Genomic DNA, 14,555 nt, shown 5'->3' with positions numbered 1-14,555 from the left:
CTGCCGGCGGAGCTATGGAGGCGGGCGAAGGAGTGTACACAGAACCGAATTAATGGCATAGGCCAATAATTTCTTTGACCTAGTTTATTCTTTGTGATCTCCTCATATTCGCTTCGCTCTGCAAATACAACGAGCAGGATGCAACCGTCCATCTGTCTGACACCTCAGGATTCGAGAATGTCCGAATACAAACTTCATTGCTTCGCACTGTCCGGTAACGCTTACAAAGTCGCGCTGTATCTTGCGTTGTCGCACCAGAACTGGCAGCCAGTGTTTGTCGACTACCTTCACGGCGAAACCAAAACCCAGGTGTGGCGAGAAGCGGTGAACGAACAAGGTGAGGTGCCGGTGCTGGAACACCGTGGTCAGAAGCTCACTCAATCCGCATTGATTCTGGATTATTTGGCCGAAACCACTGGCCAATTTGCAGCTCATTCTCCGGAAGAACGTCAGGAGATCTGGCGCTGGATGTTGTTCGATAATCACAAGTTCACCAGCTACTACGCCACCCTGCGCTTTTTGTACGGTGTGCAGAAAACCGGTGACACTGACGTCACCCGATTCCTTCGCGAGCGCGCCGTTTCTGCGTATCAGATCGTTGATCAGCATCTGGCCAATACGCCGTTCTTGGTGGGGAAGCGTTTGACCATTGCTGACCTCTCATTGGCGGGCTATGTATTCATGCCGGAAGACACTGGTATGAATATGAACGACTTTCCCAATATCCAGGCCTGGAAAACGCGGATCCAGGCCATGCCCGGTTGGGAGCCTCCCTATGAGTTGATGCCGGGACCGACCACGTTATGACTGGTTGCATGACCAATGTTGTTTTGCCCCTGAACCTGAGGCTTTGATACCGATGTTCGACTCTCACCATCTTTTGCTAGTGTTCACCGCCTATATCGTGGGGGCTGCCAGTCCAGGGCCAAGCAACATGCGCATCATGAGCGTCGCGATGCATCAGGGCCGGGCCTCAGCGTTGCTGCTGGCGGCTGGGGTGATCAGTGGTTCGTTTTTCTGGGGGGCGATGGCTGCTACAGGCGTTTCCGGATTGCTCACACAGTATGCCCAAGCACTTGTGGTCTTGAAGATTCTGGGCGGCGCCTACCTGCTTTTCCTGGCCATCAAGGCGGCGCGCTCAGCGCTGACAGCTGACGAAGAGGCCAACAGGCAAGCTGAACAGGCACAGCGGGTTTCGGGTTTGCAACTATACCAACGTGGCTTGCTGATGCACTTGAGCAATCCCAAGGCGCTGCTGGGCTGGATTGCAACCATGACGCTTGGCCTGGGGCCCGAGGCATCACCAGCCACCGTGGTGGTGATTCTGGCTGGCTGCGCAGTACTCAGCATCACGATCTTCTGTGGTTATGCGCTGCTGTTTTCAACAGCCCCCATGGTTCGGGCCTATCGTAAGGCTCGACGCTGGATTGAAGGCACGCTCGCCTTGGTCTTTGGCGGGGCAGGGTTGAGCCTGGTGTTCTCCAGAATCTGATCTGTTTTTCTCCACTCAAGCCAGGTGCGATGGGCTTGCTTCTGGTACCACTAGCGGGCTGGCCTACTGCACAGTGACACCCATGCAAACACCTATGCAAACCAACACAGAAATGCACTCTCCCCATCAACCCGTCACCCGTATCCAGGGTGTCGCCCCGTTGCTGGCGATTGTCACCTTGGGCATTTCCAGCTTCAGCATCCTGCTGCCCCTGTCGCCCGCCTGGGCTATCGAGCGTGGCGCCAATGAAGCGGCAGCAGGCAGTGTGACCACCGTACTTATGGTGTTCACCATCCTCGCCCAGCTGTCGATGGACAAAGCCATCAAACGCTTTGGCTGGACCCGGGTGCTGGCCTTCGGTCTGCTGGCCCTGGGTGTGCCGGCCACGTTGCAGGTGTTGTCCTCAAGCTATGCGGCGTTGCTGATTTCCAGCGCTGTGCGCGGCCTGGGGTTTGGCATTCTGACCGTCGGTAGCGCCACGGCCATGGCGCTGCTGGTGCCGGCAAGCCGGCGCGGTGCAGCGGTGGGGGCCTATGGTCTGGCGATTGCCTCGCCGCAGTTGCTGCTGATCTCATCCGCTCCAGTGATGGAGCAATACTTGGGCAGCCTGGCGGTGACCCTGCTGGCCAGCGCGCCGCTGCTGGGCCTGTTTCTGGTGCGGTCACTCGGGCAGCACATTGACCAGTGCCGCTTCCCGGAGCCTGCTCAGCCTGAGTCCCCAGCCACGCAGCAGGTTTCCACCCTGCGCCTGATCGCACCGACCTTGCTGACCCTGCTGCTGGTGACCGGCAGCGGCGGGGCGCTGCTGACCTTCGCCAGCCAGATTGTCAGCGACTCGTCCTCGGCGGCGATCATGCTGCTGTGCATGACCGGCCTGGCCACCCTGACGCGCTGGTGGTTTGGTGTGCTCAGCGACAGGTACAGCGTGCTGGGCATGCTTAGCGGGTTATGTGCGGTGCTGTTGGGAGGCATGGTTGCGCTGGCGGCGGGCTTGTCAATCTCAAGTGCGTCCATCGCCATGCTGGCATTGTTCAGCGGCAGTATACTTTTAGGCATCGCCTATGGCGGGATTCAGAGCTGTTCTTTGGTTTACGCCTTTCGGCTGGGTGGTCCGGAGCGGCTTTCAAAGGTTGCAGTTTTATGGAATGTAACGTTCGATCTGGGAACCGGGCTAGGTGCTTTGTTGGCGGGTGTACTTGCTACCGCAGCCGGATTTGCTTTCTCATTCACCTGTCTGGCGTTTTTGACAATGGTGGGAGCTGCAATGGCGCTTGGGTTGCTACATAGGGGATTGTCTCCAGGGGCGATTGCTCAGAGATAGGCTCAATTCAGCGCTGCAGGTTTGCTTGCCGGACCTTTTTGTCCAGCTCATGGCACAGTGCCAGGATCACCTGATCCTGACTACTGTTTCGTTCATGTGGCGTCACGACGCGGATCCGACTGTGTCGATGTTCATAGCTGTTCCAGTGCATGAAGACCCTCCCCCAATGACTGACCGCGTCCGCGCTAGCAAAGCTGCTCGACGGCTATAACGGGCGGTATTTCAACGTAAGGAACAACGATTCTGAGGAATAATTATCGTTGCTAAAGTGGAGAGGCCGTTCTGGGCGGTTGCAGGGACCGAGTGCAACACGGTCATTGAATTGAAGGGGGTGCCTCATGATACATGCCCATCACCTCCGTAATGACCTCAATCGGGCATTTAAACCCGAAGCGCTTACGAGGCCGAATGTTCATCTGATAAGAAATAGCGTCCAGCTCTTCCTGGCTGTGCTTCGACAAGTCCGTGCCCTTGGGCAGGTATTGGCGGATCAAACCGTTGATGTTCTCGTTACTGCCGCGCTGCCACGGACTGTGCGGATCGCAAAAGTAAATCGCCACGCCCGTCTTCTGGGTCAGTTCGGCGTGTTTGGCCATCTCACGCCCCTGGTCGTACGTCATGCTTTTACGCACCTCCAGCGGCATGCTGTTCAGCGCCGCGCTGAAACCTTCGACCGCCGAGGTCGCAGTGGCATCGCGCATTTTGACCAGGATCAGATAACCACTGGTGCGCTCAACAAGCGTGCCCACCGCCGAGGCATTGTCCTTGCCCTTGATCAGATCGCCTTCCCAGTGGCCCGGCATTTGCCGGTCTTCAATCTCGGGCGGACGCACGTGAATGCTCACCATGTCGGGAATCTGGCCGCGTCGGTCAACCCCGCCACTGCGCGGTCTGCGGGTGCTTTTCCCTTGACGCAGACACAGGATCAACTCCTTGCGCAACTCGCCCACGGGCAGTGCGTAAATTGCGTTGTAGATCGTTTCCCGGCAAACGTAGGCTTCTTCAAAATTGATTTTCATAACGCGCAGCTTGCCCGCGATTTGCTCGGGAGAAAAGCGCTCTCGCAGCAAGAGGATAATCAGTTCGAACAGTTCATTGCCCGGCACCAGCTTTCTGGGCGGACAGCAGACCTTTCGACGTTCGCGAGTAAGGGCTTGAGCCTCGCAGGCCGCATAGCTTCCGGTGGGAGCGGTATTTCTTCGCAACTCGCGGCTGATCGTGGAAGGACTACGCCCCAGCAGATGAGCAATCTCTCTCTGGCTGAGGTCTCGGAGCTGTCCGATTTGAATGGTGATGCGTTCTTCGATACTGAGTTCGGTATAAGACATCGCCGCACCTTACCTGAGGTAGAGGTGTTGCACTCAGTTCTTGCGGCCGCCCCTACAGAGTGCCTTTGTTCCGGCCAAGGCACTGTCTTGGACTGCGGCGGGCCGCCGCAATGAAGATTAAACCAGCTCAACCATGAGCAGGTCTTAGTTGCGATCCTTCATTGGTAGACGCTTGACGGAATACGCGCGCTTCTCGTCCTCGGAGTTGTAGTAGACGTTCTGCGTCGTGCTCAGGCTATTATGCCGCAGATCCACCTGTAGATCCTTCATGTCGCGATGTGGCGCATCGAACGTCGCTGAGGTGTGCCGAAGCCAGTGCAACGACGCGGCGCGCAGGCGGCCGATGTCTTCGTCCGCCCAGCCTTCTTCCTGCATGCGTGCCAAGGCGCGATCGAACACCTCTTGCAACAACACGCGGATATGCCGGTCCGAGAGCCCGGCACGGCCTCTTTGTGTGGCGATTAAAGGGGTAGATTCGCGAAAGCCGGGTAAGGGAGACAATCCCAAGTGCAGCCGCCAACGCTTCAAATAATTCTCGACGTAGTCGTCACGTATGCTGATCTTACCAGCCTTGTTGCCTTTACCGACTACGTGGTACCACCAGTTGCCTGCGCTGTCCTTGCGCAGATCACCCATAGTTGGCTGCCAGTTGTCACGCCCGACCAGGTCAGATACTCGCAGATACATCGCGAAGATCGTCGCCACGATGAACAGCGTCCGCTCATATCTAGAGTCTTCGGCGGCCAGTTGTTCGGCGGTCTCCAGAACGAAATCCCACTGCAGCGAGGTCAGGATTCGTGTGTCCTGACCATCAGTATTGCGCTGTTTGTATTTGCTCTTTTGCTTCACTGCCCGAACCGGATTCTGCTCGCAAAAACCCTCGTCGATCGCGTGCTGAAAAAAACTGCCGCATACCGCGAAGACCTGTGCGATAGATCCTTGGGCCATCTTGTAAGCATCTGGCGGAGCAGGGCGGTTCTGCTCCTTGGCACGCTTGCGTTCTTCCTTGGAAGTGGTCTGACTGAATGGCCGCCATTCAGGGTTCAACACGTAAGTATCAGTGGCGGTTTTCTTGCGCGCACCAATGCGGTTGAAGCGTGATTTGACAACAGGCCCGATCCAGCCTGGATCCGGCGCCAGGCAGAACTCCATGAAGCTTTCGGCGTGAGTGCGGCGCATCTCCAGCAGCGGAATCCCCGCCTTGAGCAGCGTCCATAACAACAGCCGCTCTACGTGTGTGCGGTAGGAGTTGAACGTGGCTTCGTTTCCGGCATAAGACTTCAGAAAGCTGCGCACGGCCCGATAACCCTCGAGCGCCTGAGTCTTCTCGGGAAACTGCCCCAGATAGTCCACTATGGCAGGAAGTTCTTCTTTCAAGGAGCTGAAATTGAGCTCGCCAAAGCGGGCGTAGGTTTCAAACAGTGGGTGTGGCGTGGCAGGCGCAGGCATTCAAATTCGCTTGAACAGGTAGAGAAACGTACCGATATGATGCTCTGGAGGACGCGATATTACAATATCCGGGTCTGGGGATTATCGGATATTTCACATTGAAATCCCCATGCCGACTTTGTGCTCTACTGCCCGATGCGGGACACTTAGTACAGATCGGGGTGGTACCAATATTGTTCCTTTAGTGGAGTTATGCATGAGGCGCATTACAGGACGAGCAGGGGGCGCGAGCCCCTGCAGGTCCGACAGGGATCTTACTTGCCAAACAGGCGTTCGTGAACCCAGCCATTGTTGGTCAGGATAAATGCGCGGGTTTCCTTGATCGGCGTGTCCTTGCTGGCGGCCATCGGCGCCAGTTCGCGATTGGTGGCCACAACGGCCTCATCGCTGGCCCATTTCGGCAGATCGTCGACCTTATAGGTGTAGGTCACCCGTGAGATTTTCTGACCCATCATGTCGCCGGGCTCGCTGAACTGCTCGATCTTGTCCACCTTGGCCTTGCCGATGCACAGACCGGGTACGGTGCTGCCGTCGCGCATCTTCTGGCCGTCGGCCTTGTAGTACTTGCGGCCTTCGTCAGTCAGGTCGTACGAATACTGGATCTGCGTACTGGCTTGCTGGAACAGGCTGGCCGGGATCTCCTTGCGGGATGACTCGACTTCCTTCAGTACACCGGCACCGGCCAACGCATGCAGCGTCTTGTTGGTGTTGGTGATGTCGAATTCCTTGGATTGAACCGGGAATGTCGACACCAGGAAGCACTTGGGATACGCCGTATCCAGCCAGGCCTGTGTGGCTTTCTCGAAGTTGTCTTCGGAGGCTTTCTTGGGGTCCGAGCAGCCAGCCAGTGCGGTGGCGAGGATGACCAGGGGGAGAATCTTTTTATGCATCACGCTGCGTCCTTGAATGCTTGAACGAACGGCATCCAGCCTTAAGCAGATTACCGGGATGTTTTCGATCGGGTTTTGCGCCGTTGGTTCATTTGTTACAGTCAGGCGCGACATGAACTTCAAGAACGTAAGGATCGCATCTCATGCCTATCTATCTGGCTGCTGAACAAGTCTTGAATGTGGGACAGGCCCTCGTCGTAGAGGCCCCGGCGCAGGAAGGCGCCTTTGTCGTGGTTTTCGAGGACGATGAAGACACCGGCTATTTCTATGCGCTCGACACCCAGTCCCAGGACAACCCGATTCAGGATGCGCTGCACATCTATAACGTGGCTGACGTCTCCGACCGGGCCAAGCCCTCAACCATCAAGATCGGCTGGTCCGTGGACCACACCAAAGCGGTGTTGCTGATCAACGACAATCCCCACGCCATATTCGATTTCCAGGCCAAACAAGGCTATTGCCGTACCGGATTCCCGCCACCGGCGGACAACGGCTGGTCAGTCAACGGGCATGAATGGGACGATGCCGCACTGGATTTATTTGCCTGAATTGAGGGTCGCCTGGTGACTATCGGGCGACTTACAGGCCTTTCATGCATTTGCGTACATCGTCATCGATCAGGTTGTTGGGCTTCATGCACTCACGCAGAGTTTTCTTGTCGGCGGCTTTATCGAATTCGCGGGCATTTACGGGCGCGGGGTCATCACTGTCCCGGCACTGAGGCGCCTTATCAATGCCAGGTGTGCCGGCCATGACAGTGCAGGCAAACGCATTGCTGAGCACGCCAATATGCCTGCCAAGCGGCTCTGTAATTGAATTGACCGCATTGGCCGACCACGCCGTCGAACTGACGCTGGCGAGTACAAACACTAGAGTGCGCTTCATGATTCATCCTTGAATGGGGCTGGCAATAACAGAGACGGGATTATCGTGGGAGTTAATGGATGATGTCGATGGGCCATTTATGGATAGCATTTCTTGTAGTCAGTAGCGCCGCCATGGCGGACGAGCTTCCACGCAGTGAACAGATAAAGGCATTGCGCGCCGCTGGATTCGATGACAAGTCTTCAGAGTGCGAGCTTGAGGAAACGGGTCGCTACACGGCGGCAACCATGGAGTTGGTTAAAGACCTGAACGGTGACGGCCGTCCGGATGCATTGATTACCGAAGGCAGCGTTCAGTGTTACGGGCCTGCGGGTACGGGCTTCTTTCTGGTCAGCCAGCAACGTGACGGGCAATGGAAGCTGATGGTGAGTGAAAATGGATCGGCTGAGTTTCTTGCCAGCAAAGGTCGTGATGGCTGGCCTGATATTCAGGTTGGCGGACCGGGCGTTTGTTTACCGGTGTTGCGTTATGACGGGCAGCGTTATGGGGTTCATCGTCGTGTGGGTGAACGGTGTGGTGAGTAGCTGTGGGGTTGCGGCTTTTGCGGGCTTTGAAATGGGCTGCCCTGAGTCTCTGGCCATGAATGCGTAATTGCGCATAATGTATATTATGTTAAATTGTGTAGGACTGTAACGGATTGTTGCCAATAACCGTCGCCGTGACTTACAACTGGATCCAACGCTCAAAAACTCGGAACCGCTCATGCTGACCATCCGCCAAGCACAAATCGATGCGTTGTCCGTTGCCCGACTGAACCGATTCCAGGCGCGGCTGGAGGCTTTGCTGGCCGCGACAGCTCCACAGCTGAGCCCAGAGGCGATCGCGCTTGCCAGCGCCACGGTCATCGACCAGGCGCCGCGCTTCGGCCTGGCCAGCGAGTCAGCCATCGCGCGCTTTGGCGTGATCTCCCTGAATGCCTTCGGCGACTATCCCAAGGCGCCGCTGCCCATACCGGCGCTGGCGATTCTGATGAGCCACGGCCTCGACCCTGAGCGCAAGCTGGAGCGCTATCAGACCTGGGCCTCCGGGAGGCCCGTCGAATGAGCTTCAGTGATCTGCCACCAGGCTCCACCGTGCAGCCTTGCTCGGCTGTGGTGCCCTCACCCGTCTACTGGATCGAGATCGAACTGCTCGGCGAGAACGACCAGCCCATACCCTGGGAAGCCTACGAAGTACGACTGCCGGACGGTCAGTGCGTACCCGGATTCCTCGATGGCGAGGGATTCACGCGTTTCGACAACCTCCAGTCTGCGGGCGCCTGCGAGGTGCGCTTTCCCAACCTCGACAAGGACGCTTGGGAAAAGCTCGAAACCCGCACTGCCAAAGAGCAACCGTAATCATGGAGCGATTCTGAATGCCGATACAGCATGAAGTCACCCAGGGTGACAGCGTCGCCAGGCTCGCGGCACAGTACGGTTTTTTTCCGGAAACCCTCTGGAATCACCCTGAGAATGCCGCGCTCAAGGCATTGCGGCCGTCCATGAATGTGCTCGCTCCGGGCGATGTGTTGCATATCCCCGACAAGCGCGAAGGCCAGTTCAGCTGTGAGACCGGGCAACGCCACGTGTTCCGGCGCAAAGCGGTGCCGATGCTGTTTCGCGTCCAGTTGCTGGACGGTCGCACGCCTCGTGCTAACCGACCGTACCGGCTGGAGGTCGACGGCCAGCCGCTCGAAGGGCTGACCAGCGCCCAGGGCTGCATCGAGCGCTATATACCCAATGCGGCACGCCAGGGACGGTTGGTGGTAGATGACGGGATTGTGGATGTGAAGCTCGATTTCGGCCACATGGACCCTGTGGCTTTGCCCGCCGGCGTGCGCAAACGGCTGGTCAATCTGGGGCATGTGCTGCCGGACGAGGCCGAAGACGTCGACGGTGCGCAACTGGCCGCAGCCTTTCGCCAGTTTCAGCGCCGCATGGGCTTGCCGGTGACCGGTGAGCTGGACGGCATCACCCGCGATACGTTGAACCGCTGCCATGACGAGCAGAACGCCTTTGCGCAAGCTGCCAGCGGCTCACCCGGAGAGGATAGGTAAATGCCCAGTCTGTTCAATCCCTGCCCGCCGGATATCGAAGCCATGCAGTGCCCGATCTTCGATACCACCGTCATCCAGAAAGCCCTACAGGCCAGGCGCGACGGCCTTGGTCATCAGCGCCTGATACTGGGCAAGCGCTGGGCAGACGACCTGCAGGAGCTGGAATGGGACTCGGATGGGCACAAGCACACCTGCTTTCCGCTACCGCCCACGGGGCCGGAAGACCAAGAGGTTGCGCGCCTGCGCACGGCATTGCCGGTAGAGCTGCTGGCCGCCATCAATGACAGCGGCCTGAGCCTGACTGGCCAGGTGCAGATGGCCCAATCGCTGGAGCGAGACCTGGATCACTACCGCGCCAGTCTCGACTTTCACCAGGTGCCTCAGCACGAGGCATCGCTCACACGGGCCGAGCAGGCGGCTGGCCACTCCGGCTACCCGCCGGCCAGCACGCCGGACAGTGGCGGACAAGCCACGCTCAGTGTGATCCCGACCGGGCTGTTCAATACCATCAGTACCCCGCGCCGCTATTTCCGCATGCTGGCGTGGAATCTTGAAAACTTCACGCGCGACCGCCGCCCACGAGGCAGTGCGCCGATAGAGTCAGTCAGGAATCAGGCCCGCATCGCCATCGTCGCCGAAGCCATGCGCGAGCATGACGTCGATCTGTTACTGGTCATGGAGACCGGCTACGACGTGGGGCCGGCGATGACCGCCATCGCTACGCGCTTCGAAGAAATCGCCGGCCAGCAGCCCCATGGCACCCATCCTCTGGTCAGCCCGCCGACCGGCGCCCTGCCCTTTGTCGCGACCCGGTACGCCAACCGCAATCTGGGACGGCGCAGCGCGACCAAGGTACTTGCCTTGCGCACGTTGTTCGAGGTGTACAAGGTATCGGCGCAGAATCCACAGTTGCCGCTCACCGATGAACAAATGCTCACCGGCTGGCGCCTGCTGCGAGAGCTGTCTGCGCTTGCAGCCACGCTGTTACCTGAAGCGACGGCCATTGATGTGGCGATCGCCACGACGTCAGAGCGTATCTTTCCCAATCCCCAACTGGTTGGCTGGCTCCGGAGCGAGGCCGCAAATCTCCCAGGTCTCAATGGCACCCGCAGTGACCTGCCAGACCTTCTGTACCTGCTGACTTCGGATCTGGCGGGCTGGATCGGCCTGATAAAAGACGAAGCAATCATCGATCTGTCCTCTCCCGCGTTCATCGATGTGCATAACGAACTGTGCGACGGCATCCAGTGGCTGCGCCTGTACATCGACCGGGTCGATGAGGATATCGATGATCCGCGCCTTCGCGAGGCGCTGGTAGTCTATGCCCAGGCCGTGGAACTGCTCCTGCTGTGCTTCCTGCAATCGCTGTGGGGAGGCATTCCCCAAGACGAGAACGGGCTAGTGTTCATGCCCGACCAGGCTGAAGGCAATCGTCTGACCCTGGCGATCTACCTGACTGCCGTAAGCTCCTCACTCGACTTCGACGAGATCGACCCTCAGCAAGGCCCCCTTGAAGGCGAGGTAGACAAGGACGTGGTACTTGATGCGTTGCAGCGGCTCGGCTTCGTCGACCGCCATATCGAAACCTACGGCATGGTGTACCGCCCGCCCTTTGCCGATGCGCTCCAGCAAATGTTCGACGCTGGAGTGACGGCACATGGCTATACAGGGGGGAGCGATAGCCAGGCCAGTCGTTATGACATCGTCCGCGCGCCGCTGCTCAGCGGTGAATTCAACATTCAGCAGGCTGGCGGGCTTTTAAACTGGCGCTCCGCGCTGCAGGTCACGGTGCCGGTCAGCGACACCCTGAACGTTCCGCTGCTGCTGTTCCACACGCGTTACAGCGGCACCGACGAGATTGCCACCGAGTACACCGGCCTTACCAAGAAGCAGCGCGCGGCGAAGAAAAAAGCCGACCCCGACCGACTCACCGTCGCCGAGGCCGAGGTCAAGGCACGCACCCAGACCTTGAGCCAGATGGCCCAGGCGCTGCTGCCGGGGCACAGTCAGAACGGCATGCCGCTGATTGTCGGTGACTTCAATATTCCCCAGGAATATCTGGAGCCCACGATATCGACCACCGACGCCGCAATACGCAAGCAGGGCATCCGGCAGGAATTGCTACTGGACATGGCCAAGGCCGGCTACTTGCGGCACACCCGCCAGGGTACGTTAGGCGAAGGGCATCCCTTGACCACGCTGAAGTCGTTCGGCTCGCTGGCGCTCATGCAGCCGCAGGGGAGTCAGCCCTACGATGGTGTCTACCAGCCGTTCGACTTCGCGCAACGCGGCGCCCTGGTACGCAGTGGCGTGATAGGTGTCAGGGCCATCATGAGTGACAAGGCCCTGAGCGGAACCATCAAGGGCATCACGACCCAAACCAGCGAAATCGACATTGAGGACGATGACAACGCGGAAGTAGTGACACAGGACGACAGCGACGATGACAATGCCACGGTGATAAATGCCACGCAGATGGCCGTGATCCAGGCCGTGGCGGCTGAAGTGGCCCGGGTCTATGCCGCCTGCGTGCGGCGCATCGTGCGCGGTATCACTGACATGACCCTGTGGGTCACGCACCTGGAGGGACACGCAGCACGCCAGGCCGAGAATGCAGGACACCAGACAGAAAAACGCTATGCCGCCCGCGCACCCTCGCAGGCCCTGCTCAATAAGCTTCACGAACTTCTGGCACAAGGGCGGGATATTCTGCCCACCCATGTGACGGACCGCGAGAAATGGTTCGTCGACCGCATCGTCGCTGGCGATTTCTTCGATTACGCCACCCACACAGGCCAGCGTGACCCGCTCGATGCGTGCGCCCAGGTCTTGCGGGAAACCATCGCGGCAACCCGCGGATGGCAGCAGCCTCATACCGCGCTGGATGATCTGGAGTCGGCCATCGCAAATGTCAGGACTCAACTAAGCAACTTCGAACTCCAGATCAGCGTGCGCCTGGCGATCGCCTACCGCGCGGTGGTCAGCGACCACTTGCCACAGATTATCGAGCTCGATCTTCAGCCCGGGCCTTGATAATGAACCCCCACCCCCTCCTCTCCCGGTGCCAGCTCCGGTTTCAGGGTCAGTTCCGGGATCAGATAGTCGCCGCCATTCTGTTGCCTGTAAGGGATAGGCGCATCACTCCACAAGCCATCCAGACGCCGCTCCAGGTCCACACAGACCGCCGCGAACGCTGCGGCGTCGAGACGGCACCGCTTGAACTATGCCAACGCTCGTTACCGATGTCGCCTTGGCCGAACAGGGCCTGACTCGACAGGTAGTTCTGTCAGTGCCGCATTTCATGCTGCTGGCTGCGGTACTGGCCAGCTCTGATCTGGTGGCTATGGTGCCGCAGCGCCTAGTGGTCTCGGACCCAAGGCTCAAGGTGGTGGAAGCACCGCTGGCGGTGCGCGGCTTTGAAATGTTGATGCTGTGGCCAGAGCGGGTGCACCGCGATCCTGGGCATCGATGGTTGCGCGAGGTGATTGTGGGTTGCATCGGGGGGTGAGCAAAAAGCCCCTCGGTAAATTGCCGCCCCCCCACTCAAACATCCCCCAAAATCAAATCAGCCCCCTTCTCCGCCACCATCAACACCGCCGCATGCGTATTACCCGATGTCACATTCGGAAAGATCGACGCATCGACAATCCTCAGCCCTTCAATCCCATGCACCTTCAAGCGCTTGTCCACCACCGATGTCTGCGGGTCCTGGCCCATGGCGCAAGACCCACACAGGTGATAAATCGAGCCGCTGTTTTCACGAAAATACTGCAGCATCTGCTCATCGGTCTGCACGGCGGAGCCCGGTAATACTTCGGCCACGGTGATGCCTTTGAGCGCCGGTGCCTGCATGATCTTGCGCATCAGCCGGCTGCCCTGGATCACTTCGTCGATGTCCTTTTGCGTGCTCAGGTAGTTGGGGTCGATAAGGGCTGCGTCTCGTGGGTTTTTCGAGGCGATGCGGATGCTGCCGCGGCTGGTCGGCCGGCAGGGGTTGAAGCACAGCAGAAAGCCGGAATACGGCTCGGGCTTGAGGCTGGCCTTGTTGTTTTTCGGAATCTGGTAGGACAGCGGGTTGAAGTAGAGCTGCAGGTTGGGGTCTTTCTGTTCGTCGTTGCCGCGAAAGAAACCACCGGCCTGGTTGACGCTCATGGCCAGCGCGCCCTTGCGGGTCAGCAGGTACTTCAGGCCCAGTTTCATCTGGCCGAACAGCGAGCTGAGTTCGTCGTTCAGCGTCGGGATATTGGCCTTGTAGTAGTAGCTGACGCACAGGTGGTCTTGTAAGTTCTCGCCCACTGCCGGCAGGTGCTTGACCAGCGGTATCGCGTGTTCGGCCAGCAGTTGCTGGTCAGCGACACCCGACAGTTGCAGGATCTTCGGTGTGTCCACCGCGCCGGCGCAGAGGATCACTTCCTTGCGCGCCGTGAAGGTGCGGACCACGCCGCGCTGGGTCACTGCAATGCCGGTGGCTCGCTGCTGGTTGTCGAACAGCACGCGGTCGACCAGTGCATGCAGTTCCACGGTCAGGTTCTTGCGGCCAAGCGCCGGGTGCAGGTGCGCAAAGCTGCTGGAACAGCGTTCGCCATTGCGGGTGTTGACGTCATACAGGCCTGCACCTTCAAAGTTCGGGCCGTTGAAGTCGTCGCTGTGGGCATAACCCAGTTGCTCGCAGCCTTTGAGAAACACGTCGCAAATCGGGTGGGTCTGGCCCTTCATCGGGGTGATGCTGATGGGGCCGCTGCCGCCGTGGTATTCGGTATCGCCAAGCGGGTGGTTTTCCAGCTTGCGAAAATACGGCAACACGTCCTGAAAACCCCAGCCGTCGTTGCCATTGGCGGCCCAGTCATTGAAGTCGTGGGCCTGGCCACGGACATAGATCATTGCGTTGATCGAGCCGGAACCGCCCTGCACTTTGCCCCGTGGCGCATAGATCGCGCGGCCAGCCAGCTGTTTTTGCGGCTGGCTGTAGTACATCCAGTTAAAGGTCGGGTTGTAGTACATCTTGGCGAAACCGACCGGGATTTTGAACCACCAGGAACTGTCCTTGCCGCCCGCTTCCAGAAGCAATACGGAGTACTGCCCGGAAGCTGAAAGCCTGTTGGCGAGGATGCAACCGGCCGCGCCTGCGCCTGCGATGATGTAGTCGTATGTCATT

Annotated in this window: 14 protein-coding genes and 1 pseudogene; 10 read left to right on the top strand and 5 right to left on the bottom strand. The window is 58.8% G+C overall.

Features of this window, described 5'->3' with window-relative positions:
- The first annotated feature begins 177 nt into the window (after nt 1–177).
- The 3 genes from ACYP2A_RS18795 to ACYP2A_RS18785 all read left to right on the top strand — a co-directional run bounded on the left by ACYP2A_RS18795 (nt 178) and on the right by ACYP2A_RS18785 (nt 2,813).
- Complete coding sequence (locus tag ACYP2A_RS18795; protein ID WP_459747201.1) at nt 178–807, top strand: glutathione S-transferase family protein; 630 nt, start codon at nt 178–180, stop codon at nt 805–807.
- A 52-nt stretch (nt 808–859) separates the two neighbouring features.
- Nucleotides 860–1,492 carry a LysE family translocator gene (locus ACYP2A_RS18790; RefSeq protein WP_459747200.1) on the top strand — a complete coding sequence of 211 codons (633 nt, stop codon included), beginning with the start codon at nt 860–862 and terminating at the stop codon, nt 1,490–1,492.
- Between the two features lie 94 nt (nt 1,493–1,586).
- Nucleotides 1,587–2,813 carry an MFS transporter gene (locus tag ACYP2A_RS18785; protein ID WP_459747199.1) on the top strand — a complete coding sequence of 409 codons (1,227 nt, stop codon included), beginning with the start codon at nt 1,587–1,589 and terminating at the stop codon, nt 2,811–2,813.
- A gap of 314 nt (nt 2,814–3,127) precedes the next feature.
- Here the strand turns inward: ACYP2A_RS18785 and ACYP2A_RS18780 are convergent, their stop codons facing one another.
- The 3 genes from ACYP2A_RS18780 to ACYP2A_RS18770 all read right to left on the bottom strand — a co-directional run bounded on the left by ACYP2A_RS18780 (nt 3,128) and on the right by ACYP2A_RS18770 (nt 6,480).
- Nucleotides 3,128–4,141 (bottom strand): IS30 family transposase, encoded by a 1,014-nt coding sequence (locus ACYP2A_RS18780; RefSeq protein WP_459747198.1) that lies wholly within the window; start codon nt 4,139–4,141, stop codon nt 3,128–3,130.
- 144 nt (nt 4,142–4,285) lie between these two features.
- On the bottom strand, nt 4,286–5,590 hold the full coding sequence (locus tag ACYP2A_RS18775) for a tyrosine-type recombinase/integrase (RefSeq protein WP_459747197.1): 1,305 nt from the start codon (nt 5,588–5,590) through the stop codon (nt 4,286–4,288).
- A gap of 254 nt (nt 5,591–5,844) precedes the next feature.
- Nucleotides 5,845–6,480, bottom strand: a complete 636-nt coding sequence (locus ACYP2A_RS18770) for a hypothetical protein (RefSeq protein WP_459747363.1) — start codon at nt 6,478–6,480, stop codon at nt 5,845–5,847.
- A gap of 143 nt (nt 6,481–6,623) precedes the next feature.
- Between ACYP2A_RS18770 and ACYP2A_RS18765 the strand changes: the two genes are divergently transcribed.
- On the top strand, nt 6,624–7,028 hold the full coding sequence (locus tag ACYP2A_RS18765) for a DUF2251 domain-containing protein (protein WP_459747196.1): 405 nt from the start codon (nt 6,624–6,626) through the stop codon (nt 7,026–7,028).
- Nucleotides 7,029–7,059: 31 nt separating this feature from the next.
- On the opposite strand, the gene ACYP2A_RS18760 is transcribed toward ACYP2A_RS18765, so the two are convergent.
- Nucleotides 7,060–7,365, bottom strand: a complete 306-nt coding sequence (locus ACYP2A_RS18760) for a hypothetical protein (RefSeq protein WP_459747195.1) — start codon at nt 7,363–7,365, stop codon at nt 7,060–7,062.
- A gap of 68 nt (nt 7,366–7,433) precedes the next feature.
- Between ACYP2A_RS18760 and ACYP2A_RS18755 the strand changes: the two genes are divergently transcribed.
- The 6 genes and pseudogenes from ACYP2A_RS18755 to ACYP2A_RS18730 all read left to right on the top strand — a co-directional run.
- The gene (locus tag ACYP2A_RS18755; protein WP_459747193.1) at nt 7,434–7,889 is read left to right on the top strand and encodes a hypothetical protein; all 456 of its coding nucleotides are present in this window, start codon (nt 7,434–7,436) and stop codon (nt 7,887–7,889) included.
- Between the two features lie 178 nt (nt 7,890–8,067).
- Nucleotides 8,068–8,409: a hypothetical protein gene (locus ACYP2A_RS18750; protein ID WP_459747192.1), complete on the top strand. Its 342-nt coding sequence runs from the start codon at nt 8,068–8,070 to the stop codon at nt 8,407–8,409.
- Nucleotides 8,406–8,702 (top strand): hypothetical protein, encoded by a 297-nt coding sequence (locus tag ACYP2A_RS18745; RefSeq protein WP_459747191.1) that lies wholly within the window; start codon nt 8,406–8,408, stop codon nt 8,700–8,702. Before ACYP2A_RS18750 ends, ACYP2A_RS18745 begins: the two co-directional genes overlap by 4 nt.
- Before the next feature lie 17 nt (nt 8,703–8,719).
- Nucleotides 8,720–9,400 (top strand): peptidoglycan-binding domain-containing protein, encoded by a 681-nt coding sequence (locus ACYP2A_RS18740; protein ID WP_459747190.1) that lies wholly within the window; start codon nt 8,720–8,722, stop codon nt 9,398–9,400.
- Nucleotides 9,401–12,433 (top strand): hypothetical protein, encoded by a 3,033-nt coding sequence (locus tag ACYP2A_RS18735; protein WP_459747189.1) that lies wholly within the window; start codon nt 9,401–9,403, stop codon nt 12,431–12,433.
- Nucleotides 12,434–12,635: 202 nt separating this feature from the next.
- Nucleotides 12,636–12,908 (top strand): annotated as a pseudogene (locus tag ACYP2A_RS18730) (LysR substrate-binding domain-containing protein); the annotation flags it as partial.
- A gap of 35 nt (nt 12,909–12,943) precedes the next feature.
- On the opposite strand, the gene ACYP2A_RS18725 reads toward ACYP2A_RS18730, so the two are convergent.
- Nucleotides 12,944–14,554 carry a GMC family oxidoreductase gene (locus ACYP2A_RS18725; protein WP_459747187.1) on the bottom strand — a complete coding sequence of 537 codons (1,611 nt, stop codon included), beginning with the start codon at nt 14,552–14,554 and terminating at the stop codon, nt 12,944–12,946.
- Nucleotide 14,555 lies beyond the last annotated feature (1 nt).

Source organism: Pseudomonas sp. 3A(2025), from assembly GCF_054589175.1.
The sequence above is the reverse complement of the archived record's forward strand: the minus strand, read 5'-3'. Positions and strand labels throughout refer to the sequence as shown.

Excerpts from the sequence above, each read along its gene's own strand:
- ACYP2A_RS18795 (WP_459747201.1), top strand. The coding sequence starts at position 178 with ATGTCCGAATACAAACTTCATTGCTTCGCACTGTCCGGTAACGCTTAC.
- ACYP2A_RS18790 (WP_459747200.1), top strand. The coding sequence starts at position 860 with ATGTTCGACTCTCACCATCTTTTGCTAGTGTTCACCGCCTATATCGTG.
- ACYP2A_RS18785 (WP_459747199.1), top strand. The coding sequence starts at position 1,587 with ATGCAAACCAACACAGAAATGCACTCTCCCCATCAACCCGTCACCCGT.
- ACYP2A_RS18780 (WP_459747198.1), bottom strand. The coding sequence starts at position 4,141 with ATGTCTTATACCGAACTCAGTATCGAAGAACGCATCACCATTCAAATC.
- ACYP2A_RS18775 (WP_459747197.1), bottom strand. The coding sequence starts at position 5,590 with ATGCCTGCGCCTGCCACGCCACACCCACTGTTTGAAACCTACGCCCGC.
- ACYP2A_RS18770 (WP_459747363.1), bottom strand. The coding sequence starts at position 6,480 with ATGCATAAAAAGATTCTCCCCCTGGTCATCCTCGCCACCGCACTGGCT.
- ACYP2A_RS18765 (WP_459747196.1), top strand. The coding sequence starts at position 6,624 with ATGCCTATCTATCTGGCTGCTGAACAAGTCTTGAATGTGGGACAGGCC.
- ACYP2A_RS18760 (WP_459747195.1), bottom strand. The coding sequence starts at position 7,365 with ATGAAGCGCACTCTAGTGTTTGTACTCGCCAGCGTCAGTTCGACGGCG.
- ACYP2A_RS18755 (WP_459747193.1), top strand. The coding sequence starts at position 7,434 with ATGGGCCATTTATGGATAGCATTTCTTGTAGTCAGTAGCGCCGCCATG.
- ACYP2A_RS18750 (WP_459747192.1), top strand. The coding sequence starts at position 8,068 with ATGCTGACCATCCGCCAAGCACAAATCGATGCGTTGTCCGTTGCCCGA.
- ACYP2A_RS18745 (WP_459747191.1), top strand. The coding sequence starts at position 8,406 with ATGAGCTTCAGTGATCTGCCACCAGGCTCCACCGTGCAGCCTTGCTCG.
- ACYP2A_RS18740 (WP_459747190.1), top strand. The coding sequence starts at position 8,720 with ATGCCGATACAGCATGAAGTCACCCAGGGTGACAGCGTCGCCAGGCTC.
- ACYP2A_RS18735 (WP_459747189.1), top strand. The coding sequence starts at position 9,401 with ATGCCCAGTCTGTTCAATCCCTGCCCGCCGGATATCGAAGCCATGCAG.
- ACYP2A_RS18725 (WP_459747187.1), bottom strand. The coding sequence starts at position 14,554 with ATGACATACGACTACATCATCGCAGGCGCAGGCGCGGCCGGTTGCATC.